The sequence below is a fragment of the Thermogemmatispora argillosa genome (assembly GCF_059696725.1).
The window spans coordinates 671,614-696,876 of sequence record NZ_AP019377.1 but is presented as its reverse complement, the minus strand read 5'-3'; the positions used below and the strand labels follow the sequence as shown (position 1 = coordinate 696,876).

The 25,263-nt window shown below is 64.2% G+C and carries 18 protein-coding genes; 13 read left to right on the top strand and 5 right to left on the bottom strand.

Annotated elements, in window-relative coordinates; translation table 11 throughout:
- Positions 1 to 659: 659 nt before the first annotated feature.
- Genes AC6H1L_RS02795 through AC6H1L_RS02785 form a run of 3 tightly spaced genes read left to right on the top strand, consistent with a single transcriptional unit; the run spans position 660 to position 4,607 of the window.
- Positions 660 to 2,366 carry a hypothetical protein gene (locus AC6H1L_RS02795; RefSeq protein WP_497600031.1) on the top strand — a complete coding sequence of 569 codons (1,707 nt, stop codon included), beginning with the start codon at positions 660 to 662 and terminating at the stop codon, positions 2,364 to 2,366.
- Positions 2,367 to 2,414: 48 nt separating this feature from the next.
- Positions 2,415 to 3,494: a hypothetical protein gene (locus AC6H1L_RS02790; RefSeq protein ID WP_497600030.1), complete on the top strand. Its 1,080-nt coding sequence runs from the start codon at positions 2,415 to 2,417 to the stop codon at positions 3,492 to 3,494.
- Positions 3,495 to 3,542: 48 nt separating this feature from the next.
- A complete protein-coding gene (locus AC6H1L_RS02785; RefSeq protein ID WP_497600029.1) occupies positions 3,543 to 4,607 on the top strand; it encodes a hypothetical protein in 1,065 nt (354 codons plus the stop codon).
- A 65-nt stretch (positions 4,608 to 4,672) separates the two neighbouring features.
- Here the strand turns inward: AC6H1L_RS02785 and AC6H1L_RS02780 are convergent, their stop codons facing one another.
- Positions 4,673 to 4,873, bottom strand: coding sequence for a tautomerase family protein (locus tag AC6H1L_RS02780; protein ID WP_497600028.1), 201 nt, complete (start codon positions 4,871 to 4,873; stop codon positions 4,673 to 4,675).
- Between the two features lie 325 nt (positions 4,874 to 5,198).
- On the opposite strand from AC6H1L_RS02780, the gene AC6H1L_RS02775 reads away from it, so the two are divergent.
- Positions 5,199 to 5,429, top strand: coding sequence for a tautomerase family protein (locus tag AC6H1L_RS02775; protein ID WP_497600027.1), 231 nt, complete (start codon positions 5,199 to 5,201; stop codon positions 5,427 to 5,429).
- A gap of 83 nt (positions 5,430 to 5,512) precedes the next feature.
- On the opposite strand, the gene AC6H1L_RS02770 is transcribed toward AC6H1L_RS02775, so the two are convergent.
- A complete protein-coding gene (locus AC6H1L_RS02770; RefSeq protein WP_497600026.1) occupies positions 5,513 to 6,232 on the bottom strand; it encodes an HD domain-containing protein in 720 nt (239 codons plus the stop codon).
- 812 nt (positions 6,233 to 7,044) lie between these two features.
- Between AC6H1L_RS02770 and AC6H1L_RS02765 the strand changes: the two genes are divergently transcribed.
- The 3 genes from AC6H1L_RS02765 (at position 7,045) to AC6H1L_RS02755 (ending at position 12,374) form a co-directional block, all read left to right on the top strand.
- Complete coding sequence (locus AC6H1L_RS02765) at positions 7,045 to 8,943, top strand: glycoside hydrolase family 6 protein (protein WP_497601494.1); 1,899 nt, start codon at positions 7,045 to 7,047, stop codon at positions 8,941 to 8,943.
- Between the two features lie 562 nt (positions 8,944 to 9,505).
- On the top strand, positions 9,506 to 9,967 hold the full coding sequence (locus AC6H1L_RS02760; RefSeq protein ID WP_497600025.1) for a hypothetical protein: 462 nt from the start codon (positions 9,506 to 9,508) through the stop codon (positions 9,965 to 9,967).
- Positions 9,968 to 10,295: 328 nt separating this feature from the next.
- A complete protein-coding gene (locus AC6H1L_RS02755) occupies positions 10,296 to 12,374 on the top strand; it encodes a PAS domain-containing sensor histidine kinase (protein WP_497600024.1) in 2,079 nt (692 codons plus the stop codon).
- 231 nt (positions 12,375 to 12,605) lie between these two features.
- Here AC6H1L_RS02755 and AC6H1L_RS02750 read toward each other — a convergent pair whose 3' ends face one another.
- The gene (locus AC6H1L_RS02750) at positions 12,606 to 13,904 is read right to left on the bottom strand and encodes a multicopper oxidase family protein (protein WP_497600023.1); all 1,299 of its coding nucleotides are present in this window, start codon (positions 13,902 to 13,904) and stop codon (positions 12,606 to 12,608) included.
- Positions 13,905 to 14,512: 608 nt separating this feature from the next.
- On the opposite strand from AC6H1L_RS02750, the gene AC6H1L_RS02745 reads away from it, so the two are divergent.
- Positions 14,513 to 15,175, top strand: coding sequence for a DoxX family membrane protein (locus AC6H1L_RS02745; RefSeq protein ID WP_497600022.1), 663 nt, complete (start codon positions 14,513 to 14,515; stop codon positions 15,173 to 15,175).
- A gap of 263 nt (positions 15,176 to 15,438) precedes the next feature.
- Here AC6H1L_RS02745 and AC6H1L_RS02740 read toward each other — a convergent pair whose 3' ends face one another.
- Both AC6H1L_RS02740 and AC6H1L_RS02735 read right to left on the bottom strand, forming a co-directional pair.
- Complete coding sequence (locus AC6H1L_RS02740; protein WP_497600021.1) at positions 15,439 to 16,179, bottom strand: response regulator transcription factor; 741 nt, start codon at positions 16,177 to 16,179, stop codon at positions 15,439 to 15,441.
- A 134-nt stretch (positions 16,180 to 16,313) separates the two neighbouring features.
- The gene (locus tag AC6H1L_RS02735; protein ID WP_497600020.1) at positions 16,314 to 17,729 is read right to left on the bottom strand and encodes a sensor histidine kinase; all 1,416 of its coding nucleotides are present in this window, start codon (positions 17,727 to 17,729) and stop codon (positions 16,314 to 16,316) included.
- Between the two features lie 445 nt (positions 17,730 to 18,174).
- Here AC6H1L_RS02735 and AC6H1L_RS02730 point away from each other — a divergent pair, with 445 nt between their 5' ends.
- The 5 genes from AC6H1L_RS02730 to AC6H1L_RS02710 all read left to right on the top strand — a co-directional run bounded on the left by AC6H1L_RS02730 (position 18,175) and on the right by AC6H1L_RS02710 (position 25,125).
- Entirely contained in the window at positions 18,175 to 19,053 is an 879-nt protein-coding gene (locus AC6H1L_RS02730) for a class I SAM-dependent methyltransferase (protein WP_497600019.1), read from the top strand.
- 337 nt (positions 19,054 to 19,390) lie between these two features.
- A complete protein-coding gene (uidA, locus tag AC6H1L_RS02725) occupies positions 19,391 to 21,214 on the top strand; it encodes a beta-glucuronidase (RefSeq protein ID WP_497600018.1) in 1,824 nt (607 codons plus the stop codon).
- Between the two features lie 165 nt (positions 21,215 to 21,379).
- Complete coding sequence (locus AC6H1L_RS02720; RefSeq protein ID WP_497600017.1) at positions 21,380 to 21,937, top strand: hypothetical protein; 558 nt, start codon at positions 21,380 to 21,382, stop codon at positions 21,935 to 21,937.
- A gap of 925 nt (positions 21,938 to 22,862) precedes the next feature.
- Complete coding sequence (locus AC6H1L_RS02715; protein ID WP_497600016.1) at positions 22,863 to 24,185, top strand: MFS transporter; 1,323 nt, start codon at positions 22,863 to 22,865, stop codon at positions 24,183 to 24,185.
- 124 nt (positions 24,186 to 24,309) lie between these two features.
- Entirely contained in the window at positions 24,310 to 25,125 is an 816-nt protein-coding gene (locus AC6H1L_RS02710) for a putative hydro-lyase (protein WP_497600015.1), read from the top strand.
- The last annotated feature ends 138 nt before the right edge of the window (positions 25,126 to 25,263 follow it).

Sequence of the window (25,263 nt, the reverse complement as noted above, 5' to 3'; positions counted from 1 at the left end):
ATAATCAAAGCATACGGCGTCAGACGTTGCACGTCTTGAACTCTACGATGCGGACGCCGCACGCGGTGGTATGTGATGCTCGCCGCGGGCTTGGCCCGGGTGGGCGCTGGGCTGCCAGTCGCTGGCCGTAGCAGAGGCGCCGGCTGAGAAGCAGAAAGCAAGAAAGCGGTGAGACGATGATGGCAGGAAAAGAGCAGCTTGTTATCGAGGCGGGTGATCCGCTTCCTCTGGTGCGGGTGTGGATGCTGGGGCCGTTTGTGGTGGAGCTGAGGGAGGCTGATGGAGTGTGGCGGGCGCTGCCGGGGGGTGTGTGGCGGACGTATTTTTATGCGCGCCCGCTGTTGCAGCGCTTGCTGTGCGCGCACGGGCGGCGGGTGGAGCGGCAGCAGTTGCAGGCGGATCTGTGGCCGAGGGAGGAGCCGAGTGAGGCGATGGAGCGCTATCCGCTGACGGGGGCGGGACAGGTGAGGAAGTTGCTGGGGAGGAAGGAGCTGTTGAGGACCTGTGGCCAGGGGTATCAGTTGGCAGATCAGCGCTGGATCTGGACGGATGTCGATGAGGCGCTGGGGCTGGTAGGGGAGGCGCGCCGGGTGGGGTTGGAGCGAGAGGAGGCGCTGCCGCTGTTGGAGGGGGCGGAGCGGCTGTTTCGGCGTGGGCGCTTGTTGGAGGAGCAGGGGGCGCTGTGGGCGGTGACGTATCGGGAGTGGGTGGGCGGAGAGCGCTGGCGGGCGGGGCTGGCCTTGGGACGGCTGTATGAGGTGCTGGGCTTAGAGAGCGAGGCCGGGGAGCAGTATCGGCAGTTGTATGAGGAGCAGCCATACAAGGAGGAGGCGCTGTTAGAGGTGTATGGGTGGTGGATAAGACAGGGAGAGAGGGAGAGAGCGGAGAGGGTGCTAGAGGCGGGAAGGCGAAGACTGGAGCAGGAGGGGCTGAGTTTGACGGAGGAAGGAGAGGAATGGATCAGGCGGCTCAGGGAGCAGGGAGTGAGGCGAGCGATGGGCTGGGGAGAGAGGGCGGGTGTGGTATACTGGGGAGGAAGCAAGCGAACGGGAGAGGAAGAGCGGCGAGAGGTGAGTAGCAGGAAGGAGGCTCCGCAGGGGCTGCCGATGCCGGCGGGGGTGAGGATGTTGCCGTCGGGGGAGGGAGAGGAAAAAGCGGGTGAGGGAGGTGGTGAGGTGTGTGGGGTGAGGGTGCTGGTGTGGCCGTTGGTGTGGGGGAGAGAGAGGCGAGGAAGCCTGCGGGAGCTGGAGAGAGCCATCCAGGAGGAGCTGAAGATGAGCGAGCGCGAAGAGCACGAGACGGAGACGAGAACTGCGCAGGGGCAGAAACTGCCGAGGAGGGCGGCGCTGCTGGTGCTGGCGGGGTTGCCGCAGGTGCTGCTTGGGCTGGGAGGAGGTGTCGAAGAGGCGAGCAGATGGGAGGCGAGCAGGAAGCCGAGAGGAGTCCAGGAGGGGAGGCTGAGAGAGGAGGTCTTGCCGGCGTGTGCGGGGAGCATCACGGCGTGCTGGCACCTGCTCAACGAGGGGGAGTTTGAGGTGGTAGAGAGGACGGTGAGGGGCTACCTGCCGTGGCTGAGGGAGTGGGCGTATGAGCCGTCGGGGGTGCAGCAAGAGGCGGCCTATCTGGCAGCGCAGGCGTGCTTGCTAGAGGGCTTGATTGCCTATCATCGCATGCAATTTCGACAGCGGTTGTCTCTTTGCCAAGAAGCGAGAGCGTTGAGCTTTCTCGCCCGAGATGATGCCTTGCTGGTAAATGCGCTCGGCATGCTAGGCACGACGGCGGGCTACCTTGATCAGCCAGAACTAGCAATAGCCTCCTATGAGGAGGCAAGGCAAAGGCTAAGCAGGGTAGTATTTACCTCTTTAAAGAGTAGCATTTTCTGGGGGATAGCACGTGCTTACGCGCAGTGGGGGCGTGAGGATGAAGCTAATGCGGCATTGGGCATGGCGAGGGATCAATCGATGGCAGAGGAGACTGATCGAGGGCTGCCTGCTTATATCGTTGCTGATCAGGGGATTGAAAGATTAATTATTCTGGAAGGGCGCTGTTACCTCGATCTAGGGGATCGGACTCAGAAGTCACGATTGTTTAGCTTGGCGGAACAGGTATTAGCAAGAGCTGATGCCTTGGACTTGCTGCCAGAGCGTATCAGGCTAGAAATCATCAATCTGAGGGGAGAGGCGGCGATAGGGAGGGGGGAGCTAGAGGAGTATGTGAGCTACACGGTGGAGGGGGCGGAAGGAGCGAAGAGGCTGGGGAGCAGCAAGAGGAGGCAGGAACTGGTGAGCAACTGGAGGAAGGCGCTAGAGCGGTGGCCGTGGGAGAAGCGGGTGAGGGAGCTGGGGGAGCTGGTGCTAGAGCTGTGAGGAGAGCGGCCAGGAGAGGGCAGAGCGAGAGAGAGGAGGGAGCGAGCGATGAAGGAAGGCGAGGGAGAGGCAGGCGAGAGGCTGCCGAGGAGGGCGGCGCTGCTGGTGTTGGCGGGGCTGCCGCAGGTGCTGCTTGGGGTGGGAGGAGGTGTCGGAGAGGCGAGCAGATGGGGGGCGAGCAGGAAGCCGAGAGGGGTCCGGGAGGGGAGGCTGAGAGAGGAGGTCTTGCCGGCGTGTGCGGGGAGCATCAGGGCGTGCTGGCAGCTGCTCAACGAGGGGGAGTTTGAGGCGGTAGAGAGGACGGTGAGGGGCTACCTGCCGTGGCTGAGGGAGTGGGCGTATGAGCCGTCGGGGGTGCAGCAAGAGGCGGCCTATCTGGCAGCGCAAGCGTGCTTTTTCTTGCGCCAGTGTGCCTATCATCGCCTGCAATTTCAGCAAGAGCTGGCCTACGGTCTTGAAGGAGTGGAACTTAGCCGATTGGCGGGAGATTCGACTCTCTTGGTGAAAGCGCTCACTAAGGTCAGTTTAGACTATTTCCATCTATTATATCATTGGCAAGCATTAAAAGCTCTGGAAGAAGCGCACAGCTTGCTACCCCAGGTGCCCCAGGTGCTAGGTGGGACGGTGCATACAGGGCTAGCGCTGGCATATGCGCGGCAGGGGCGAGCGAGAGAGGCGCTGGAGCATCTGAGTCGGGCCAAAGCGGTGAGCGAGGAGCCAGGCTTGAGGTGGGAAGAACTGCCGGTGTACTTGCAGGCGGATGAGGGAGTGTGGCGACTGATTTTGCGCGAGGGCTGGGTCCATCTGGAGCTGAGCCGGCACGGGGAAGAGAGCGAGCACGCGCGGGCGGCGGAGCGAGCGCTAGCGCAGATCGAACGGTGGTCGGGGCGGCTAGCGGTGCCGGAGCGGATTCGCCTGGAGATAGTGAACAGGAGGGGAGAAGCGGCGATAGGGAGGGGGGAGCTAGAGGAGTATGTGAGCTACACGGTGGAGGGGGCGGAAGGGGCGAAGAGGCTGGGGAGCAGCAAGAGGAGGCAGGAGCTGGTGAGCAACTGGAGGAAGGCGCTAGAGCGGTGGCCGTGGGAGAAGCGGGTGAGGGAGCTGGGGGAGCTGGTGCTAGAGCTATGAGGAAAGCAGCCAGGAGAGGGCAGAGCGAGAGAGAGGAGGGAGCGAGCGATGAAGGAAGGCGAGGGAGAGGCAGGCGAGAGGCTGCCGAGGAGGGCGGCGCTGCTGGTGTTGGCGGGGTTGCCGCAGGTGCTGCTTGGGCTGGGAGGAGGTGTCGGAGAGGCGAGCAGGAAGCCGAGAGGGGTCCGGGAGGGGAGGCTGAGAGAGGAGGTCTTGCCGGCGTGTGCGGGGAGCATCAGGGCGTGCTGGCAGCTGCTCAACGAGGGGGAGTTTGAGGCGGTAGAGAGGACGGTGAGGGGCTACCTGCCGTGGCTGAGGGAGTGGGCGTATGAGCCGTCGGGGGTGCAGCAAGAGGCGGCCTATCTGGCAGCGCAAGGGCATTTCCTTCTTGGACTGGCTGCTTATCATCGTCTCCGGTTCCAACAGGAGCTAGAGCACGACCGAGAAGGAGCGGTACTGAGCAGGTTGGCCAACGAGCCTGTCTTACTCGTCAAAGCCCTGGCCTACCTTGGACAGGATTACTACCATCTTGGGGCGCCGTTGCAAATGCAGGGGGCGTTAGAGGAGGCCAGCAGCTTGCTGGGGTGCGTCCCCCTGGTGCTTCATCGGACGGTGCATACAGGGCTAGCGCTGGCATATGCGCGACAGGGGCGAGCGAGAGAGGCGCTAGAGCATCTGAGTCGGGCCAAAGCGGTGAGCGAGGAGCCAGGCTTGAGGTGGGAAGAGCTGCCGGTGTACTTGCAGGCGGATGAGGGAGTGTGGCGACTGATTTTGCGCGAGGGCTGGGTCCATCTGGAGCTGAGCCGGCACGGGGAAGAGAGCGAGCACGCGCGGGCGGCGGAGCGAGCACTAGCGCAGATCGAAGGGTGGTCGGGGAGGCCAGCGGTGCCGGAGCGGATTCGCCTGGAGATAGTGAACAGGAGGGGAGAGGCGGCGATAGGGAGGGGGGAGCTAGAGGAGTATGTGAGCTACACGGTAGAGGGGGCGGAAGGGGCGAAGAGGCTGGGGAGCAGCAAGAGGAGGCAGGAGCTGGTGAGCAACTGGAGGAAGGCGCTAGAGCGGTGGCCGTGGGAGAAGCGGGTGAGGGAGCTGGGGGAGCTGGTGCTAGAGCTGTGAGGAGAGCGGCCAGGAGAGGGCAGAGCGAGAGAGAGGAGGGAGCGAGCAAGAAAGCTCACCCCCCCTCAGCCATCCCCTGCCTCGCGACTGGCCACCGAACGCCCGCCAATGCCCCAATTCCGCTTGGGCACCTCATAGATAATCACGCGCACCTCATCCAATGGGTGCCCAAGCTCACGGCTCGCCGCCTCCGAGAGCAAACGAATCAAACGCTCCTTCTGCTCCTCACTGCGGCCCTCCATCATTGTCACCTTCAGCACAAGCATCGATCGCTCCTTTCTGCGCTACACTGCAAGCAACTGGACAAAAAACAATCCTGCCCGCTCCGTCCTCTGCGGCTCAGCCCAGCCCTGTCCTGGCTTCCCGCCCTCTACTCCTGCGCAGCTTGCCAGAGCCGGCCCAACAGCATACAATAAAGCCGTGACGTGAGCTACCGTCTAGTGCTCGTGCCGCTCCCCATGCTTGCCTGGCAACGCCGAGCGCCGGAGGCCGGAGCGGGCGAGCGAGCCGGCGCCTGACCCCAGATGCCCGGCCAGCAACCGCCATTGCGCCAGCCCGAGCAGACAAGGACAAGAAAGGAGAAACAGCACCATGCCCATGCTCGAAGTCCTGCGGGCCGCCGACCACCCACTCACCGCCGACCAGAAGCGAGCCTTCGCCCGCGCAGCCACCAACATCTTTCACCAGGTCCTTGGCACTCCGCCAGGGCGCCTGCGCCTCTTCTTCCTCGAAACCGCCCCCGAAGGCCTGGACGGACTGAACGAACCGCAGCCCGCCCCCGCCGCCGATCCCGATCAGCCGGGCGGCAACCAGACAGACTGAAGCCGCCGGGTGCCCTCACCCAGAGCCTGCCCGGCGCTACGTCCCGCCTCCCGGCCAGCCCGCTCGTTCGCTCACAGCCAGCCTCAACCTGGCAGGCCCTCTAACGTCAACTCGCGCCGAAACTCATCAAGATAGCGCTGCATAAACGCCAGACGCTCCTGAGCCAGCGCGCGCCCCGTAGCCGTACTCATCGACTCTCCCAGGCGCAACAACTTCGTATAAAAATGATCCAGCAGATAGCGCCGATCATCAGGCGCATGCGAGCGCGCGAACGGATCAACCGGATGATACGGACGCGTCTCCACCGTCGCCCGCAGCGCCCCCGTAATCGCCCAGCGCATAATACCAATCGCCCCCAACGCATCCAGGCGATCCGCATCGCGCACCACGCGCGCCTCCAGCGTCCGCGGCTCGACCCCGCGGCTAAAGCTGTGGGCCAGCACTGCATGGAGAATCGCCTCACGCTCCGCCTCCGGCACCCGATAGGCCGTCAGCAGCTCGGCGGCCAGCTCATGCGACAGATCAGCATGGTGTCGCCCTTGAACGGCGGACGCCTGGCCCTGGCCCTGCTCGGGCCCCTCGCCCGCCGGCGCCACCCGTCCCAGATCGTGCAGCAGCGCCGCCATGCCGACCACAAACCGATCGGCCCCCTCGCGCTGCCCGATCCCCAGCGCCAGCCGATACACACGCTCAATATGGTCCCAGCCGTGCGCCAGATCCGCCCGCCCCTGGCTCAAAAAGCGCTCCTCCACCTCATGATAGACCTGAGTCAGCACAGCCTCTCTCTCGAAAGCAAAGGTCATCGCCTCAATCTATCGTCCTTTCTATCTATCTGCTCGGCCAGGCCGGTGGCACCCACGCGGCACCTGGCACCTCTCAGAGCTGCAGACCGCGGCGAGCCGCTCTCTGGCCCTGGCCAGCTCTTCAGCCTCTCTTACTCACCCCAGCAGACAGGCTCAGAGAAGCCCATTCCCAGCCATCTCACCTCACCGCATTCCCCGCGGCGCAAGCAGATCCATTCTACACCATAAAGGCATGGCGCCGGGGACCCCTGGAGGAATCCAGGGGAGGAAAGCGGTTGCCTCCTTTCTCTCACTATGGGGTTGGTACCTTCGGCTCTCCTGACGTATCCTTCCTCTCGTGAGGCCAAAGGCACTGGCCGGACGGTCAGCAACGGCTTCGCCTCACCGTGCACTGCTGTCCTGGACAGTGGGCTGCCGTCAACCAGCCTGAAGCCTGGGTCGCTGCGGCTGCGGGTCAGTCCCTGGCTTGAGCCTGGGGTCGTTGCCTCTACATCATTCGCAGACACCTTGCTCTTCCCCCTGCCTGCCCTTCGCCCCTTCTTCCCTCCTCCCCCTGCTCAACCCGCTTCCCAGGCCCGCCGCGCCTCTCGCTCTGAAAACTTTCACCGGGGGGTCTTGACAAGCACCCCGGCCCCCGACTATATTCTATTTGAAACCGCTTACGTAATCGTTTGCGGTACCGATTTCGTCACAAGCAGGAATGCAAGGATGCTTCCGCTCCCTCCCCAGCCTGCAGAACCTGCTTGCCGGGTTCTGCAGGGCGAGGAGCGGCAGCCAGCGAAACTCGTGCAAGGAAAGGACGCACGAAGGGCATGACACCGCACACCTTTCGACGACAAAGCTTGTGGGGACGCAAGCACCTGCTAGCGCTGCTGGCCCTGCCCGTGCTCCTGCTCACGGGCCTCTTTGGCAGTCAAGCGCGGGTCCATGCCGCCAGCTACTGCCAGGTCACCTACACCGTCGTCAGCCAGTGGCCTGGCGGCTTCAGCGTCAATCTCGTGCTCCAGAACACCGGTAGCAGCACCTGGAACGGCTGGACCCTCACCTTTACCTTCCCCGCCAGCGGCCAGGCGGTCACCCAGGGCTGGAACGGCAACTTTAGCCAATCCGGCCAGAACGTCACCGTCACCAACGCCAGTTGGAACGGCACCGTCGCGGTCAATAGCTCGGTCACCCTGGGCTTCAACGGCACCTGGACGACCAGCAACCCGACCCCGACCACCTTCGCGGTCAACGGCAACACCTGCGGCGGCAGCAGCAGCGGCAGTGGCACCCCCACGCCCACGCCTTCGCCCTCGCCGACCCCGGGCAGCACCCCGACACCCACGCCGACCCCTTCGCCCACTCCCACCCCGGGCGCGACGGTAACGCCGACGCCGACCGCCACAGCGACCCCGGCGCCAACCGGCACCCCGTCCCCCGCGATCCATGTGGACAACCCGTACGCGGGTGCCCAGGGCTTCATCAACCCCTACTGGGCGGCGGAAGTGAAAGCGGGCGCTGCCAGCGTTGGTGGCACCCTGGGCCAGAAGGAAGCCCAGGTCGCCAACTACCCCACCGCGGTCTGGCTGGATAGCATCGCCGCCGTCACCGGTGGGACCGGCTACCCGACCAACCTGGCTGGCTATCTGGATGCCGCCGAGCAACAAGCCGCATCCAGCAGCCTGCCGATCGTGATCACCTTCGTGATCTACGATCTGCCCGACCGCGACTGCGCGGCGCTGGCCTCCAACGGCGAGCTGAGCGTCTCCAACAACGGCCTGGCCATCTACGAGTCCCAGTTTATCGACCCGATTGCGGCCACCTTCAGCCAGGCCAAGTACAGCAACCTGCGCATTGTGACCATCATCGAGCCGGACTCGCTGCCCAACCTGGTGACCAACCTCAGCGTTCCCAAGTGCGCTGAGGCCAACTCCAGCGGGGCCTATGTGCAGGGCATCCAGTACGCCATCAACAAGCTGCACGCCATCCCCAACGTCTACATCTACGTCGACATTGCGCACAGCGGCTGGCTGGGCTGGACCAACAATTTCCAGAACGCTGTGACGCTGATCAGCAACACGATCAAGGGGACCGCAGCGGGCGTCAACAGCATTGATGGCTTCATCAGCAACACGGCCAACTACACCCCGACCACCGAGCCGTACATGACGGCCAACGAGCTGATCGGTGGGCAGCCGGTGCGCTCGGCGAACTTCTACCAGTGGAACAACTACATTGACGAGATGCCCTATGACATTGACATGCGCAATGCCTTCATTGCGCAGGGCTTCCCGAGCACGATCGGCATGCTCATCGACACCTCGCGCAACGGCTGGGGTGGGCCGAACCGCCCGACGGGGCCGAGCAGCGCCACGGATGTCAACACGTTCGTGGACCAGACACGCATTGATCGGCGCTACAGCCGAGGGAACTGGTGCAACCAGCCGGGCGGCATTGGAGCGCGCCCGCAGGCTAATCCGGCACCGGGCTTTGACGCCTTTGTGTGGATCAAGCCGCCTGGGGAGTCGGATGGCTCCAGCACGCTGATCCCGCAGGGGCCGAATAACCCGACGGGCAAGGGCTTTGACCCGATGTGCGATCCCAACTATGGCGGCAACGCCATGAACAACTATCAGCCGACGGGGGCGATGCCGAATGCGCCGGTGGCAGGGGCCTGGTTCCAGGCAGGCTTTGACACCCTGGTCCAGAACGCCTATCCGCCCTTCTAAGGCGGCCTGATAGCGCAGGAGAACCGGGAGAAAGGGCCGGAGAGCGTTACCGGGAGGCTCCCAGACCAGGTCGCTCCCAGGCGATCGGCAGATAGACCTCTTTCTCCCGGGGACTCCTCGTTCGGTCAGAGGCGGGTGCCGTGGCTGGCTCCTCCAGTCCAGTCGCGGCACCATCCTTTTTGGCGAAATACCTCTCTCTGCTGTCCGCCTGTCTGTCTACCGGCCTTTTCCCCGACTCGCACGGCTCTCCCGCTGCCTGCTCTTGCGCGCCCGCTTCCCTTTGCCCTGCCCTCACGGCGCTCGTGCTGCGCGGCAAATGCCCGACCAGGGGCTCTGCTCTGCTTCGTGTCTTGGCTCACAACGGCCTGACCGACCCTGGTCGCTGACCTCTGGCGCTCGCTATAGTATGTTGTGAGCGGGCCAGTGAAGACAGACAGGCAGAGCGCACAAACCTGGCTGGCCTGCCTCCCCGGCCTGGGCCTGTCGCGCCATCCAGGCCGAAGACCATCAGAGCAAACCCGCACACACATCCAAGACAAGAAAGGAGTTGGAGAAGAAGAGTATGGGCCATATCTGGCAATGGCAACGCTGGCCCCTCTGGCTGTGTGCTCCGCTGATCCTACTGCTGGTAGCCTGCGGTGAGGCGGCCTCGTCTCCGGGGGCCGCCTCGGCCCCTGCGGGCGCGCAGACCGTGACCATTACCGAAGGAGACTTTAGCATCAAGGCCTCACTGACCACCTTCAAAGCCGGCCTCCCCTATCACTTCGTGATCACGAATCAGGGCATCGTGGCCCATGAGTTTCTCATTATGCCGCGCAGCATGGGAGCGACAACGCAGCACATGTCAATGGAGGAGATGCATCATCAGGCCCTGGCGGCGGTTGAAAACATTCCGCCCGGGGCAACAGTAACCCTCGACTATACCTTCCCCGCCAGCGCGGCTGGCTCCCATCCCGAATTTGCCTGCTATCTCCCGGGACACTATGAAGCCGGCATGAAACTGGCTGTCTCTGTTCAGCGCTGACGACGCCTGGCCTCCCTGCCTGCCCTGTCTTATCCTATCCTGCCACCGCCGTCCTGGGGCGGGCGGACAGAGAGTCAGGCGAGTATGGGCGGCTGGCTCTCTGCTTGTCGCTGGCAGAGAGCGATGCTATAATCCTTGTGCGACAAGCATGCGCAAAAGCATGCAGAAGAGCAGCACCGACAGGCGCCGATGGTCGCCACGCAGCAGAGTGGCAGGCTCAGGCTGCCAGGCTGGCTGTCGGCGGGGTGCGCTTCCTTCCACCTATGCTATTCTCGATCTGCTCGTTGATTGGCTGCCTGCAGAGCCTGCGCGGGACCGTGGAGAAGTCATGACAGCGCACCATCCCCAGGGCCAGGACCCCAAAGGCGGAGGGGCTGCCGTTCAGACCCGGCTCCTCAAATCGCCGCTTTTTCAGCAATTTCTTGATCTATTGCCAGATGCCCTGATTGTCGTTGACCAACAGGGGCGCCTGGTCCATGCCAATACCCAGGCCACGACAGTCTTTGGCTATAGCCGTGACGAGCTACTTGGCCAGACGCTCGACCTCCTCCTGCCGGAGCGCTTTCGTGAGATCCATCGCCAGCACGCGGCCCACTACTTCAAAGCGCCGCGTCTGCGCCCGATGGGGGTAGGCCTGCACCTCTTTGCCCGTCACAAAGATGGCAGCGAAATCCCTGTTGAAATCAGCCTCAGCCCGCTACGCGTTGGCGAGCAGCTCTACGTCATTGCAGCCGTACGAGACATGACGGCCCAGCGGCGGGCCGAACGAGAGCGCGCCCTCCTTCTCCAGAATCTGAGCGTTCAGGGTGAGCTGCTCAACCAGGCCTATGACGCCATCATTCTGCGCGACCCACTGGACCGCATCCTGCTCTGGAACCGCGGAGCCGAGCGTCTTTACGGCTGGTCGGCGCAGGAAGCGCTTGGGCGCATCAGCACGCGCCTGCTCAAGACCGACTTTCCCGAAGGACAGGCGGCGGTGCGCACCATCCTGGAGCGAGATGGCCAATGGGAGGGGGAACTGACCCAGGTCTGTCGCGATGGGCGCCTGGTCATCGTCGAGAGCCGCCAGGCCCTGGTACGCGACCAGCAAGGCCAGGTTCTGGCCACCCTGGAGATCAACCGAGACATCAGCGAGCGGCGCCAGCGTGAGCGCGAGGCGCGGGCCATGCTGGCGGGCCATCTCTCGCTCCTGGAGCACCTCTTTGAGGCCCTGCCCTTTGCCGTGGCCCTGGTAGCTGGAGAGGCGGCCCGTCTCCTGCTAGCCAATCAAGGCGTCCGCCGCGTCTGGGGGGCAGACTGGCCAACGGGCATCTCCTTCCTGGAATTCCTGCAGACGCATGGCATCATCATCAGCGACATCCGTGGCAAGGCGCTGGCGCCCGAAGAACTCATCACCCTGCGCGTCCTTCGCGAGCAGAGGGCTATTGCACTCTATCAAGAGCAGATTCGCCGGGCTGACGGCTCGACCCTGCCCGTCCTGGTGAGCGCCCTGCCCCTGCGAGTGCCGTCGGAGGCCCTGCGGGGTGAGCTTCTGCGCCAATTAGAGCCTGGGGAGCCGCTGGCCCTAGTCATTCACCAGGATGTGACGCCGCTCAAAGAAGCCGAAGAGCTAAAAGATGAATTCATCAGCATCGCGGCTCACGAACTGCGCACGCCCCTGGCCGCCCTCACCGGCTATGCTGAAATGCTCCTGCGCCAGACCGAGCGCGGGCATGGTCCCCCGCTGGCCCCCTGGCAGCGCGAAGCCCTGGAAGAGATCCAGCAGGGCACGGCGCGTCTGGCCAGCCTGACCGAAGAGCTGCTTGACCTCAGCCGTCTGCAGGCCGGGCGCCTGCAGCTCCAGCGTCTACCGGCGGATATCGTGCCTCTGGTGCGCCAGGTAGGGCGGCGTCTGCAGCAGACGACCGCGCGCCATCAGCTAGAGATCCAGGCGCCGGCGGAGCCATTAGTGGCCCTGATCGACCCCCATCGCCTGGAGCAGGTCCTGACCAATCTCATCGAGAATGCCATTAAATACAGTCCCCAGGGTGGCCCGATCCGCGTGACCGTAGCGCGCGACGCCGGGGAGCAGGCGCCGGCGGTCTTGATCAGCGTACAGGATCACGGCATTGGCATCCCGCGTCATCAGCAGGGACAAATCGGGGGCCGCTTCATGCGGGCCGAGAATGCGCGGGCCTGGGGCATTGAAGGGACGGGCCTGGGCCTCTATCTGGCCCGCGCGCTCGTAGAGCAGCATGGCGGTCGCCTCTGGTTTGAGTCGGAGGAGGGCCAGGGATCGACCTTCTTTGTGCGTCTCCCCCTGTTGGGGGAAGAGAGCGAAGAGCGCTGCGACCGGCTGCCGCGTGCTGAGGCAGAAATCGCGACGCCGGGGATCGCTGAAGCTGGCGGCGGCCAGGCGCTGGGGTAGGCTCTGGGGAGGCGATCACCCCGTGAGGAAGCAGGGCTGCGCTGGTCCGCGGCTGAGCGCGGGCCGAGCAGCCTTTTTGCTGCCTGGCGCGGGGCGTCTCAGCCGCAAGCAAAGCTGAGCGCCTGGGCCGCGAGGAGAGAAGAGAGAGAAGGCCCAGGCGCTCGCTCAGGGCGCAGCCGCTCGTCGGGGAGCGGTGTCGCGGCGCAGCCGACTTGCTGAGTCGGCCATTCATCAGCGATCGTAAATGACCAGCATCACCAGGCCGCCCATCTCGCTCTCATTCTGCCCCGGGTTCATCAGGTGCGAAAGAATGTGACAATGGAAGGGGTAGATGCTGCCTGGGGCGGCCCAGGCTGTAAAGATCAGGTCGTAGGTCTCGCCGGGCGCGACCTGCAGGGTATCGCGCTGATAGGGCTGCGTTAAGGGATGACCATCCTGAGCGATCACCGTGAAGATGTGGCCGTGCAGGTGCATCGGATGGGTAGTCAGCGTATCGGCTCCGATCAGGCGCAGCCGTACCGTCTGGCCGTGCTTGACATGTAGCGGCTGCACATCAGGGAAGCTCTTGCCGTTGATGACGTAGTAGCCGCCGGGCAAGGTGCCGATGAAAGCAGTGTAGTCGACGTCGGCGTGCACTGCCGCGCGGGCCTGGGGCGAACCAGGGCGCGGATCAACGATAAAGGCCCCGTAGCAACCGCCGGCCACCTCGTTCACATCGTTATAGTGGCTGTGGTACCAGTGCGTACCGACGTCCTGGTCGTGGACCGTGAAATCGTAGACGTAGCTCTGACCGGGCTGGATCGGCTGCTGTCCGAGGCCGGGCACGCCGTCCTGTTGGCTGGGCACCTCCAGGCCATGCCAGTGGATGCTTGTAGCTTCATGGAAGTGGTTGATGACGGTAATGCGCACATGGTCGCCGGCAGTGACGCGGATCATTGGCCCTGGCACGGTGCCATTGAGGGTATAGGCCGGGACCCAGGTGCCCTTGACGACCTCCCAGAGCACTTGTTCAGCCACCAGCGTGAAGTGTTTGGCGCCGTCAGGATCGCGCACATAGGTGGCCAGTTGGTTGCCCTGGCTCTGTGTGGCGCGCGGCAGGGCCGCGGCTGTGGCTGTGGCGTTGGCGTCCTGTCCGCTGGTGCTCATGCCGCTCATGTTGCTCATGGCGCTGCTCTGCTCCTGGCCGCTGCTGGCGGGGCCGCCGCCGCTGGCGAGGGTGCTGCCGATGCCGAAGCTGAGGACGGCTACCATAATCAGCAGGGCGGTGACGAGCACGGCCAGGGGCGCTATGATGCGGCGCCAGGGATAGGCGGGCCTCGCCTGACGGCGGCGCACAAAGACGATACTGCCGTCCCCCGCGGCAAGCTGGCGGTAGATCTCCGGGCGATAGCTGCCCGCTTCCAGGATAATGGGCCGCTGCGTTGTGGCTTGCTCCTTGCTGGCCGGCCTGTCGGTCTCGGCCTGGGCGTGCGGCGACTGCTGTTGCTCTTGCTCTTCAAGAGCAGCCTTTCTCTCTTCTGGCGATGCCATGTTGCTGCCTCCTTATCTATGGACAAGGGTGGTTTTGCTCTTCTTTAGTTGATGGGCCTCTCTAGGCTGAGCGACCGTCTGGTGTGTCCTGGAAGCCGATCCGGCTTGCGGAATCAGCTCACATCAGCAACAGTAGGGCTGCCAGGTTTCAGCCGGCTCACAAAGCCGGCTCCTCTTCTCTCAGAGGCGTCACAGCTACGCCTTGGCCCGTCCGCGCTGGCTCAAGGATGAGGTCAAGGGGGGGGTGTCTTATAGTCATAATTGGGAGGATGGGATGGGGCCAGGGCTGGCGAGGAAGAGAGGAAGGAGGCGAAGAGAAGGCGGGTCGCTGGGGGCTGTGACGGCCCTGTGATGGAGGTGAGGGGGGCCGAGAGCGGCTTGTGAGAAAGGTGGGCTATATTCCCTCTCGGAAGCGGTGGAAGGGACTGAGGTAAAGGAAGAAGCAGCGTGGCGGAAGGGAGGGGGGCTAGCTGAGGGCTGGTGCTCACCGCTGCTCGTCTCGACGGAGCCGGGGCGAGCAGCGGTGGCCACCCAGATCGCCCGCCCACCTGCCTGCCTGGAGTTATCGGGAACGCTTATTCGCTCGGATACAGGAGGGAGGACCACCTATGAAAATCATCGGCGTCTTAAAGCCGCGTTCGGTAACGCAGATCCCCGAGCCGCCGCTAGCGCGTTTCCTCTTCGCCGACACGCGCATGGCCTGGCTCTGGCTACTGGTGCGCCTCTACGTCGGCTACGAATGGCTGACCGCCGGTCTAGAGAAGCTCACCGGCTACAACTTCGCCTTCGGGGCCGGCTTTGGCCAGCGGAGTGGCAGCCCCTGGGTTTTCAGTGGCCACGATGGGGTAGCCATCCAGGGTTTCGTCAAAGGAGCACTGGCCCTCAGCAGTGGGCCACACCCGGCGGTTCAGGGCTGGTACGCAGCCTTCCTACAGCATATTGTCCTGCCGAATGCCGGCCTCTTCGCCTACCTGGTGACCTTTGGCGAGGTCCTGGTTGGCCTGGGCCTGATCTTCGGCGCCCTGACGGGGATCGCCGCCTTCTTCGGCGTCTTCATGAATCTCAACTTCCTACTGGCCGGTGCCGTGAGCATTAACCCGGTGCTGGGCACACTCGGCCTCTTCCTGATGCTGGCCTGGCGCATCGCCGGCTACTATGGACTCGATAGCCTGCTGCTCCCCCTGCTGGGGACGCCCTGGACCGGCTCGCTGCTGAGCAGGCTGCGGGCCCAGCGCACAGAGCCACTGGAGGCCGGGACCGGAAGCCGCTAGCAGACAGTAGCGCTCGCTTCCAAAGCCGAGGGAAACGCTGACCGCGCTCTCCGCACTGCTCCCGCCCCAGCCCGGTGCCGGACTGGGAAGCGGGGGCAGCAGCGGACCAACACAGAGAGCCAGGCATGGTCACAATCCATGTCTGGCTCTCTAGCTGGTGTTGAGGGGAGAACAGTTTGACAGACAGCGAGCCGCCCGCCGGCTACGCGCGAACGAGTGAGCACATGGCGCCGAGGCCTGACCGACAGGCGAGCCAGGCCGACTCAAGCCGGAGGCGAACCGGCCTGAGCTGCGAGGTCCTCGGGAGCAACCAGCATGTAGCCGACGCCGACCTTTGTGCGGATGTAGCGCGGATGAGCCGGATCATCTTCCAGCTTGCGCCGCAGGCGATTGATATTCACCTGCAACATATGGCTCTCGCCGACATACTCCGCCCCCCACACGCGTTCTAAGAGCAGGTCCTGTGTCACCACCCGTCCGGCGTGCTGAGCCAGGTAGACCAGCAGCCGATACTCCGTTGGCGTCAGAGCGATCTCGCGCCCGGCCCGCATCACAAGGTGGCGCGTATCATCGATCGTCAGATCGCCGACCGTAATAATCGAGCGCAGCCCGCTCACGCGCTCGCCGCTGCTGAACTGGGCCCGGCGCAGCACGGCGCGCACGCGAGCTAGCAGCTCCTCAATGCTGAAAGGCTTGGTCAAGTAGTCATCGGCGCCCAGATCCAGGCCGCGCACCTTATCCTGATCCTGGCCACGGGCCGTCAGCAAGATAATGGGCACCCCAGAATACTCGCGCACCCGCTGGCAGACACTGAAGCCATCCAGACGGGGCATCATCACATCGAGCAAGATCAGGTCCGGCTGCTGCTCCTTGAATACAGTCAGGGCCTGCTCGCCGTCGCCGGCGGTCAGAACAGCGTAGCCCTCCAGCTCCAGGTTACGCGAGACCAGGCGCAGCAGATGCGGATCATCGTCGACACACAGAATCGTTGTCTTTCGCACCATGCTCCTCTCTTCCTCCTCTTACGAACGCGTGAAGGGGTTCAAACTGCTCAGCAGAGCAGCCAAGTCCGGCTGGCTCTGCTAGCTGCGCGGGCTGGCAGAGCCTGACCTTGCCCTGCCATACTGGGAGGCGGGCCTCACGTGAGCAGGGTCAGCGCCGGCAGCAGCAGATGAAAGCGGCTGCCCTGTTCCGGCTCGCTCTCAGCCCAGATCTGACCGCCCTGCAGCTCGACCAGATACTTACAGAGCGTCAGACCCAGGCCCAGCCCACCGCCCTGGCGCGCCAGCCCCGTATCACCCCGATAGAAGCGCTGGAAAATCTGCGGGAGCTGCTCCGGCGAAATCCCGCGCCCCTGATCGCTGACGCAGATCTCCACCGCTGGCGCGGGCGGGGCCATCCCTGCCGTGGGGGCCGGCTGGGGCTGCGGACGCAGGATCACGCTAATCTCTCCTCCCTCGGGCGAGAAGCGAATAGCGTTCTCCAACAGATGGTCAAGGATCTCGCGCAGGCGCCGGCGATCGGCCAGCACCGGAGGGACCCGCTCCGCTGGCCTGCCATGCGCGTCCAGCAGCACTACCCTAAAGCTGAAGATCCCCATCTGTTCGGCGGGCAGCCGCTGCTCAGCAGCCAACAGAGCTTCATGTACCACGCTCAGCGGATCGACGCCGGTCGGCTCCAAGCGCAAGAGGCCGGCCTCCAGCTCGCTCAGCTCCAGAAAGCGATCGCAGAGCTGGATCAGCCGCTCACTGGCCTCCTCCATCGCGGCCAGCAGTGAGCGCCGCTCGCTCAGGGGAAGGCGCCGCCCATGCCGCTGGAGCGTTGAGACGGAGGCGCTGATGACCGCCAGCGGGCTGCGCAGCTCGTGACTGAGCGTGGCCAATAGCTCGCTCTGGGGGCCAACCGTTCCACCTCTGGCCGACTCGCGAGAAGATCGGCCATCCGTTTCAGGAGGCAGGCGCCCGCTCAGCAGTTCAGCGGCCAGCGCCTGACGTATCAGGGCGGCTACCAGGTGCTGATTGGCCCCGATGACGGCGGTGCTCGCTTCTAACCAGGCCTCGGCCTCGGCTGGCGCTGGCCGACCCGAGCGCCCCAGCAGCGCGAGCAGCACAGGCCAGGAGGCCGCCGCCGCAGCCTGAGCCGTCGCGCGCCGCCCCGTCAGGGGCAGATGCAGCAGCAGCCAGCAGGCGTCAGCGGTCTGCACGCTGCTGTGGCGCAGCTCGCCGGCGTCGGGCATGGCGGATGACCACACGGCGCCGGTGCCGGCCACGCTCGTGAGGGCCCTGGCCTGCTCCTCATCTATACGCAAGACAGCCAGGAGCTGCAGCCCCTCGGTGGACCTGGAACCCTGCTGAGCGGCCTGCCATTGCAGAAAGAGCGCGCCATGTTCGGCGGCTGTCCCCTCGCGCAGCGTCTGGAGCACGGCTGACGCCACCTCAACCAGCGGCGCCGTCGCCAGGGCCGGCAGGAGGGCCTGCAGCTCTCGCTGAAGAGCCGCGGCCCGCTCCTCCTGGGCGACTCCATCGGCGGACAAAGAGCGATCGCGATAGCTCATAAGGAGGCTCCTGACTGGGTTCTTGAGCAAAAAGCCTGCGCCTGCTGCTCGCCTCTCCCCGCCGCGGCTCCGCTCAGGCAGCGGGCGAAGGGTCTGCCTGGCGGGGCCTGAACAAAGGCCGTCGCTGCGACCGGCCACGGTCGAGGCGGGCTGCTCTCATTCTAGCAAAGGCCGAATCACGGTTACCTCACGTCCGGCTTGCCCTCCCTCACAAACGTATCACAACCCGGCCCGCGGCCAGGCGACTTCCGAGATCCCCTGTATGTCGAGTGGCCTTGAGCACGTAAAGTTTCCTGCGCCCGAAAACCAGGCTGCGCCGGGTAAACATAGGCTTGCGCCAATGAGAGAAGCATGGTACCATGCTGCAAGGCACAATCGTGCAACGCGCGCAGAACCGTCAGCTTGCCTGTCTTGGTCCGACTGCAGAGACAGAAGGAGGAATCTCATGGACGAGCGGAGTGAAGAGCAGCCAGGCAGAAATACCTATGTCATTGACTCGGAGGAGGCTGCCGAGCTGGCTCGCCTGATGCAACAGGACCGCATATTGACCGAGGCTCTGGGGGGACTCTTCCCAGAGGGGCGGCTCTTGCCTGAAGATGGGTGCCTGCTTGATCTGGCCTGTGGCCCCGGCGGCTGGGCTTTGGAGGTGGCTTTTGCCTACCCTCACGTTGAAGTCATTGGGGTCGACATCAGCCCTCCGATTGTGGAATACGCCAACGCGCAAGCGGCGTCGCGACGTCTTTCCAACGTACACTTTCGCGTCATGAACGTCATGGAGCCGCTGGCTTTCCCCGACTCCTCCTTCGACCTGATCAATGGACGTCTGATGTGCGGCTTCATGCGTGCCGAGGCCTGGCCCAAATTGCTGGCGGAGTGTCGACGCCTGCTCAAGCCCGGCGGAGTGATTCGCCTGACCGAGATGGAGCCTACGCTGACCACCAGCCCGGCCTTTGAGCGCTTCTCGGCCCTGGGTTCGCTGGCCATGCAGCGCGCCGGCCAGAGCTTCTCACCCGACGCCCGCCACTTCGGAATCACCGCAGTGCTGCCGCGTCTAGTGCGTCGCGCTGGCTTTGTGGACATCCATCTCCACCCCGTCACGATCGAATGGTCGGCGGATACCCCCTATCACTACCCTTTCTTTAAAGACTACCTGGTCTTTCTCGACCTCATCCAGCCGTTCATGGTGCGCATGGGAGTGGCCAGCCGTGAGGAGCTGAGGCGCCTCTACCAGCAGGCCATCGCTGAGATGCAAGAGGAAGATTTCTGCGCTATCTGGAATTTTCTGCTCGTTTGGGGGCAGAAGCCAGAGGAGGAGGCTCGCTAGCTCCCCGCGAGCGGCTCCCCTCTTCTTGGGATGGCCGCCTCACATCAGGAAGCAACTGCGGGTAAGTGCGGCTACAATACAATAGGGATGGGGAGAGCCACTAGCCGGACAGCCGGACAGACCGCCAGCAGAGGCAGCCGGTCGCCGGCCAGCAGCGCTCAACTCCCAGACGAACGACGTAGGGAGCGGCCAGCTAGTGAGCCTCCCTGGACGCGGCGGTCGCTCCAGGTAGCCTCGTCGGCTGTGACCAACTCGCGCAGCCTGCCGGGCTATCAGAGACTGCCAGCGCCGCTCATCGCAGCACAGCAGAGGAGCAAGAAGGAGACGACAGCGCGCAATGCTCTATCCGCTCATGACCGCCACACGGGAAGTCTTTGATCTAAACGGCATCTGGCAGTTTCGTCTAGACCCGGGTCAGGGCCTGGCCGAACGCTGGTATGAGCGCCCGCTGCGCGAGGCGCGGCCCATGCCCGTGCCGGCCTCATACAACGAGCTAGGTGAGGAAGCCGCCTATCGCGAACACGTCGGGCGCGTCTGGTACGAGCGCGAGCTAATCATTCCCCGGCGTCTGCTGACACAGCGCCTTGTCTTGCGCTTCGGAGCCGTAGCCCATGCTGCGCAGGTCTATCTCAACGGGCAGCCGCTGGTCACTCACCGAGGCGGCTTCACGCCCTTTGAGGCTGAGATGAATGCCCTGGCCCAGCCGGGCAAGAACCGTCTGACCGTTCTGGTCGATAACACCCTCGACTACAGCACACTGCCCGTGGCCCACTATCGTGAGGAGCGGCTGCCCGACGGCACACACCTGATCACCGATACCCCCAACTTCGATTTCTTCAACTACGCCGGCATCCATCGCCCGGTCCGCCTCTACACGACGCCCCCCACCTACATCCGCGATATTGTGCTGACCAGCGCCCTGGCTGATGGCGACGGCCTGGTCACCTACCGCGTCGCCGTCGAAGGAGCTGAGCGCGATGCCGTAACTGTGCGCGTGACGCTGCTTGACGCCGAGGGCAGGGCAGTCGCCAGGGGAGACGGCGCCCAGGGCCAGCTACGCATCAAGGATGTCCAACTGTGGGAGCCGGGCCATCCCTATCTCTACACCTGCCGGGTTGAACTCTGGCGGGCTGGCGCGGCCGGCGAGTGCCTGGACAGCTACGAGGAGCCGTATGGCGTGCGCACAGTTGCCGTAGCAGATGGGCAGTTCCTGCTCAACGGCAAGCCGTTCTATTTCAAAGGCTGCGGCAAGCACGAAGATTTTCCCGTGCATGGGCGCGGCCTTGACGAAGCCGTCTGTGTCAAGGACCTCAACCTCCTGCGCTGGCTGGGCGCCAACTCCTTCCGCACCTCGCACTATCCCTACGCTGAGGAAGTGATGCGCCTGGCTGATCGTCTGGGACTGGTAGTCATCGACGAAGTGCCGGCGGTAGGTCTGCACCTCAACCTGAGTCCCAGCGCTGGCCCCGAGCGGCGTCAGACCTGGAGCGAGCTGGCGACTGCCGCCCAGCATGAGCAGGCCTTGCGCGAGCTGATCGCGCGTGACAAGAACCATGCCTGTGTCGTCATGTGGTCGCTTGCCAACGAGCCGGCCACCGAAGAAGAGGGGGCCCGCGCCTACTTTGAGCCGCTGCTGCGCCTGGCGCGCCAGCTTGATCCCCAGCGGCGTCCCCTGACCATTGCCCTGCAAATGCTGGCGACGCCGGCCACCGACACTGTCGCCGACCTGCTCGACGTCATTGCCCTCAACCGCTACTATGGCTGGTACGTCCACGGCGGGCGTCTGGAGGCGGCGCAGGTCCTACTGCGGGCAGAGCTAGAGGAGTGGAGGCGGCGCCTGCCGGACAAGCCAATCCTCTTAAGCGAGTACGGAGCTGATGCCATTGCCGGCATGCATGACGAGCCACCGACCATGTTCTCAGAAGAATATCAGGCGGCGCTCTTACAGACCTATCATGAGGTCCTGGATGCCTGCCCGGCGGTCATCGGTGAGCACGTCTGGAACTTCGCCGACTTCCAGACCGGACAGAGCATCACGCGCGTGCAGGGCAATCGCAAAGGGATCTTTACCCGCGAGCGGCGGCCCAAGCTGGCGGCCCATCTCCTGCGGGCGCGCTGGCGAGCCATTCCCGATTTCGGCTACAAGGCCGGGCTGCGCTAGTCCGTGGGGCGAGACAAGAGGAGGAAGTCGCTATACCTACCTTGCTGGGACCACAACGGCAGCCCCGGCTGGAGGCTGCTGTTGATCCCAGGCCTGCCTCCAAAAAAGGAAAGGGGAGACGTTGTTCCCTTTGGAGGCATCATCATGTGAAAGGAGACGTATTAGATGGGTGACTCCTCCCAGACAGCAGATAAAGGGCGCGCCATAGAGGTGGCTGGAAAGCCGGAGAGCGGAGCGACGACGGCTGGGGCGCTGGTCATCAGCTTGCGAGATGTGTTGATCATTCTTGCGGCTTTCCTAGGCATCTTTCTAGCCTTGATCCTGGTGCTAAGCAATGGGCGGCTCACGACCACCAGTGACATAGTAGCAGTCCTGAGCGTCGTCATTTCCGGCATCAGCACAATTACAGCAGCGGCCTTCGGGGTTGCTGTGGGGGCGCAGGCTGGCTCGCAGGCTGGCCAGGCTGTAGCCGCTGAGACGAAGCGGCAAGTGGCTGGTATCAGAAATCAGGCGCTGCCCAACCTTGAGCGGCTTGAAGAGGGCTTTAAGCTGATGGAGTCCGAGATGCTGAAACTGCCATTAGAGAATCGCGCCTTTGACCTGAACCCCGACGCCACCTCTCGCGGCCCGTCGCAGCCGATCGCCATTCCACAGGAGCTGCTCGGCAAGATGCGTATGAGCCTGGGGGCAATCAGGGGGGCACTGGAGACACTGCCAGGCTAGAACAACCGGAGCCAGGCCCGGCCTGAGCACTTGCCATGCGGGTGCGCGTGCCCAGGGGGAAGCTGCAACCGCTCAATCGGCCCGGCTTGACGTCACCTGAGGCTCAGAGCTACACTGATAAAGTGGTCTGAAAGAGCAACGGCCTGACCAAGGACAAAAGAACAACTACATAGCGATGAGGCCCGCATACCGCCGACTGACCCTGCTCTGCCGTTTCGGCCAGAGTGGTGCGAGCAGTCAGGCTGATGGCTTCTACTCACGGCCTGGAGGCACCGGTACCTGCTGGTGCGCGACGTGGCTGGTGTGTAGGGGCCATTTTTGTTGAGGTCGACCTTCCCTCCTTCCCCTCACTGTATCCTCTTTGCTGACAGTGACCGAGATTAGCAGGCCGAGGCCACTTCCATGCCTCCCTGTTGCAGTGACCTCCAGCTCGACCGCATCATCGAGTCGATCACCGCTCCGAAGCAAGACTACCATCTCAAACCTTTCTTCTACGCACCAATACGCGACCTTGATCTCATTGCCTATCGTCACAAAGTCATATTCTTCCGCTGGACCCTCGTAGGGAGCCGGCGCGATCGTGCTGGGGAGAGAGCCGGGGGACGAGCTGGAGCGACAAGCCAGCCCGGGCACTGGTGTGGGGAGCGGCTGGGGCAGCGACCAGGGAGAGGAGATGATCCCTGTTTGTCCTCTCGCTGGGCTGGCGCTCTGGCCCGCGCTCGGGTACTGTCTTCTCTATCATAGCTGAGCTGAACGGAACGGAGGCAGCCGCATCTGCCGGCTGGCCGGCCTCGCGCCCTGGTCGTGGCGGTCAACGCTGCTTCTGCGCCGGACAGTGGCCTGAGCGGTCTTCGCTTTGCTTTGCTTTGCTTTGCTTCACCCGTGTTCCCTATTTGTTCGCTGACAGGAGGGAGGACCCACTGCCATGAACGTTGAGCAAGGCCACAGTGGCAGCAGCCTCGCTGCCCCCCAGCGTAGTCGCCTCCTTTCGCTGGACTGGTACCGCACTCTGCGCGGCTCCTCCAGACATGCCTTTTGGGCCGCCTTTCTCGGCTACGCGCTCGACGCCTTCGACTACCAGATCTTCTCTTTTGTGCTCACGGCCACCGCGGCGGCCTTTGGCCTGACGACCGGCCAGTCGGGCCTGATTGCCACGGTGACGCTGGTGGTCTCGGCCTTTGGGGGCATTCTGGCCGGCGTCTTTGCCGACCTGATTGGGCGCGTCCGCACCTTGATGCTGACGATTGCCGTCTACTCGCTCTTTACCTTCCTCTCGGGTCTGGCTCCCAACTACGGCTTTCTCCTGCTTTTCCGCTCGCTGCAGGGCCTGGGCTTCGGTGGCGAGTGGGCTGCCGGGGCCATTCTGATCGCCGAGATGGCTGATCCGGCCCAGCGCGGGCGCGTGCTCGGCATGGTTCAAAGCTCGTGGGCTGTAGGCTGGGGGCTGGCCCTGGTGGCCTATACGCTGGTCTTCTCCTTCTTCCCGGCCTCCATTGCCTGGCGTATCTCCTTCTGCCTGGGCATCTTGCCCGGCCTGCTGACGCTCTATGTGCGCGCGCGCGTGCCGGAGCCAGAGGTCTTTGTGCAGACGCGGGCCGCCGAGCAGCAGGCCGCGGGGGGCCAGGTGCGCAGTACGCGCAGCTCGCTGCTGCAGATTTTCCAGCCGGACCTGCTCGGGCGGACGCTGGCGGCCACGTTGCTCGCCATCGGGGCCCAGGGCGGCTATTATGCTATCTTTACCTGGCTGCCGACCTTCCTCAAGACGGTGCGCCATCTCTCGGTCGTCGGCAGCGCCCCCTATCTGGCGGTGGTGATTATCGGTTCCTTTATCGGCTACGTGACCAGCGGCTACATCAATGACTGGCTGGGGCGCCGTCCGACCTTCGCCATCTACGCGCTTTGTAGCGCCGCTTTGATTTTCCTCTATACTCAGATTCCTACGGGGGCCAATGGGTTGCTCCTGGTTCTGGGGGCGCCGCTGGGCTTCTTCGCTTCGGGCATCTTCAGCGGCTTCGGCTCGTTCCTGGCGGAGATCTTTCCCTCGCGGGCCCGCGGGGCTGGCCAGGGCTTCTGCTACAATTTCGGGCGCGGTGTGGGGGCCTTCTTCCCCACGATTATCGGCTTCCTCTCGGCGGCCATCGGTCTGGGCGGTGCCATCGGCTTTGGCGCCTGTGCCTACGCGCTTTGCCTGATCGCCCTCCTGCTACTACCGGAGACGCGCGGCAAGCGCCTGGTGGCAGTCGATTAAAGTCGCTGTTGGGCTGGACTGGGTTAGGTCAGGCTGGGCTGGTGGCGGTCTCTCGGCTGCTCGCCGCCAGCTCGTTTGTCTGCTCGCCGCTTCTCTGAGATGAAAGGAGGTTCTGACGGTTGCCATGCAGAGAGAGGAACTCGCTCGCCTGAGCGCAGCGGAGGCGCGCCAGTTGATCCGTACAGGTCGTTGGCGCCGTCCGACGACTGGCCTGGCGCTGGGCCATGTCCAGGCCAATCTGGTGATCCTGCCGGCTGACTGGGCCGAAGAGTTTGCCGAGTTCTGTCGGCTCAATCCCCAGGCGCTGCCGTTGCTGGAGATGACGGCCCCTGGCGATCCAGAGCCGCGGCGCCTGGCGCCCGGCGCCGATCTGCGTACCGATTTGCCGCGCTACCGCGTTTATCGCGCGGGCCGGCTGGTCGAAGAGCGGGAGGATCTCCTCCCGCTCTGGCGTCCCGACCTGGTGGCCTTCTTGTTGGGCTGCTCGTTCTCGGCGGAGCGGGCCTTGCTAGAGGCCGGCGTCCGTCTGCGCCATCTGGAGGAAGGGCGCAATGTGGCCATGTACCGCACCTCTGTCCCCTGTCGGCCCACGGCCCGCTTACATGGGCCGCTGGTGGTGAGTATGCGCCCCCTCAAGCGCGACGAGGTGGAGCGCGCGACCGAGGTGACGGCGCGCTATCCGCTGGCGCATGGGGCCCCGGTTCACAGCGGCGAGCCGGCGACTCTGGGCATCGCCGATCTGGCCCGGCCCGACTGGGGTGATCCCATCAGCTTGACCTCCGATGAGGTGCCAGTCTTTTGGGCCTGTGGCGTCACGCCGCAGGCCGTGATTATGGAGAGCCAGCCGCCGCTTGCTATCACTCATGCCCCGGGATATATGTTTATTACCGATTGGCGCGACCAGGATATCGACCAGCGCACAGGCGCCTGTGCGCTCTAATCTCATCTGATTGCGTCTCGCGAGCGCGCTGCTCTCGTGGGCGTGGCGCGCTGAGGAACGGAGGAAAGGGCGGCGCCGGCTCTGCCTGCGCTGCGCTGGCCAGCTTGCTGCTTGTCGCTCGTAGTAGAGGAGAGAGGT

Excerpts from the sequence above, each read along its gene's own strand:
- AC6H1L_RS02790 (WP_497600030.1), top strand. The coding sequence starts at position 2,415 with ATGAAGGAAGGCGAGGGAGAGGCAGGCGAGAGGCTGCCGAGGAGGGCG.
- AC6H1L_RS02785 (WP_497600029.1), top strand. The coding sequence starts at position 3,543 with ATGAAGGAAGGCGAGGGAGAGGCAGGCGAGAGGCTGCCGAGGAGGGCG.
- AC6H1L_RS02780 (WP_497600028.1), bottom strand. The coding sequence starts at position 4,873 with ATGCTTGTGCTGAAGGTGACAATGATGGAGGGCCGCAGTGAGGAGCAG.
- AC6H1L_RS02775 (WP_497600027.1), top strand. The coding sequence starts at position 5,199 with ATGCCCATGCTCGAAGTCCTGCGGGCCGCCGACCACCCACTCACCGCC.
- AC6H1L_RS02770 (WP_497600026.1), bottom strand. The coding sequence starts at position 6,232 with ATGACCTTTGCTTTCGAGAGAGAGGCTGTGCTGACTCAGGTCTATCAT.
- AC6H1L_RS02765 (WP_497601494.1), top strand. The coding sequence starts at position 7,045 with ATGACACCGCACACCTTTCGACGACAAAGCTTGTGGGGACGCAAGCAC.
- AC6H1L_RS02760 (WP_497600025.1), top strand. The coding sequence starts at position 9,506 with ATGGGCCATATCTGGCAATGGCAACGCTGGCCCCTCTGGCTGTGTGCT.
- AC6H1L_RS02755 (WP_497600024.1), top strand. The coding sequence starts at position 10,296 with ATGACAGCGCACCATCCCCAGGGCCAGGACCCCAAAGGCGGAGGGGCT.
- AC6H1L_RS02750 (WP_497600023.1), bottom strand. The coding sequence starts at position 13,904 with ATGGCATCGCCAGAAGAGAGAAAGGCTGCTCTTGAAGAGCAAGAGCAA.
- AC6H1L_RS02745 (WP_497600022.1), top strand. The coding sequence starts at position 14,513 with ATGAAAATCATCGGCGTCTTAAAGCCGCGTTCGGTAACGCAGATCCCC.
- AC6H1L_RS02740 (WP_497600021.1), bottom strand. The coding sequence starts at position 16,179 with ATGGTGCGAAAGACAACGATTCTGTGTGTCGACGATGATCCGCATCTG.
- AC6H1L_RS02735 (WP_497600020.1), bottom strand. The coding sequence starts at position 17,729 with ATGAGCTATCGCGATCGCTCTTTGTCCGCCGATGGAGTCGCCCAGGAG.
- AC6H1L_RS02730 (WP_497600019.1), top strand. The coding sequence starts at position 18,175 with ATGGACGAGCGGAGTGAAGAGCAGCCAGGCAGAAATACCTATGTCATT.
- uidA (WP_497600018.1), top strand. The coding sequence starts at position 19,391 with ATGCTCTATCCGCTCATGACCGCCACACGGGAAGTCTTTGATCTAAAC.
- AC6H1L_RS02720 (WP_497600017.1), top strand. The coding sequence starts at position 21,380 with ATGGGTGACTCCTCCCAGACAGCAGATAAAGGGCGCGCCATAGAGGTG.
- AC6H1L_RS02715 (WP_497600016.1), top strand. The coding sequence starts at position 22,863 with ATGAACGTTGAGCAAGGCCACAGTGGCAGCAGCCTCGCTGCCCCCCAG.
- AC6H1L_RS02710 (WP_497600015.1), top strand. The coding sequence starts at position 24,310 with ATGCAGAGAGAGGAACTCGCTCGCCTGAGCGCAGCGGAGGCGCGCCAG.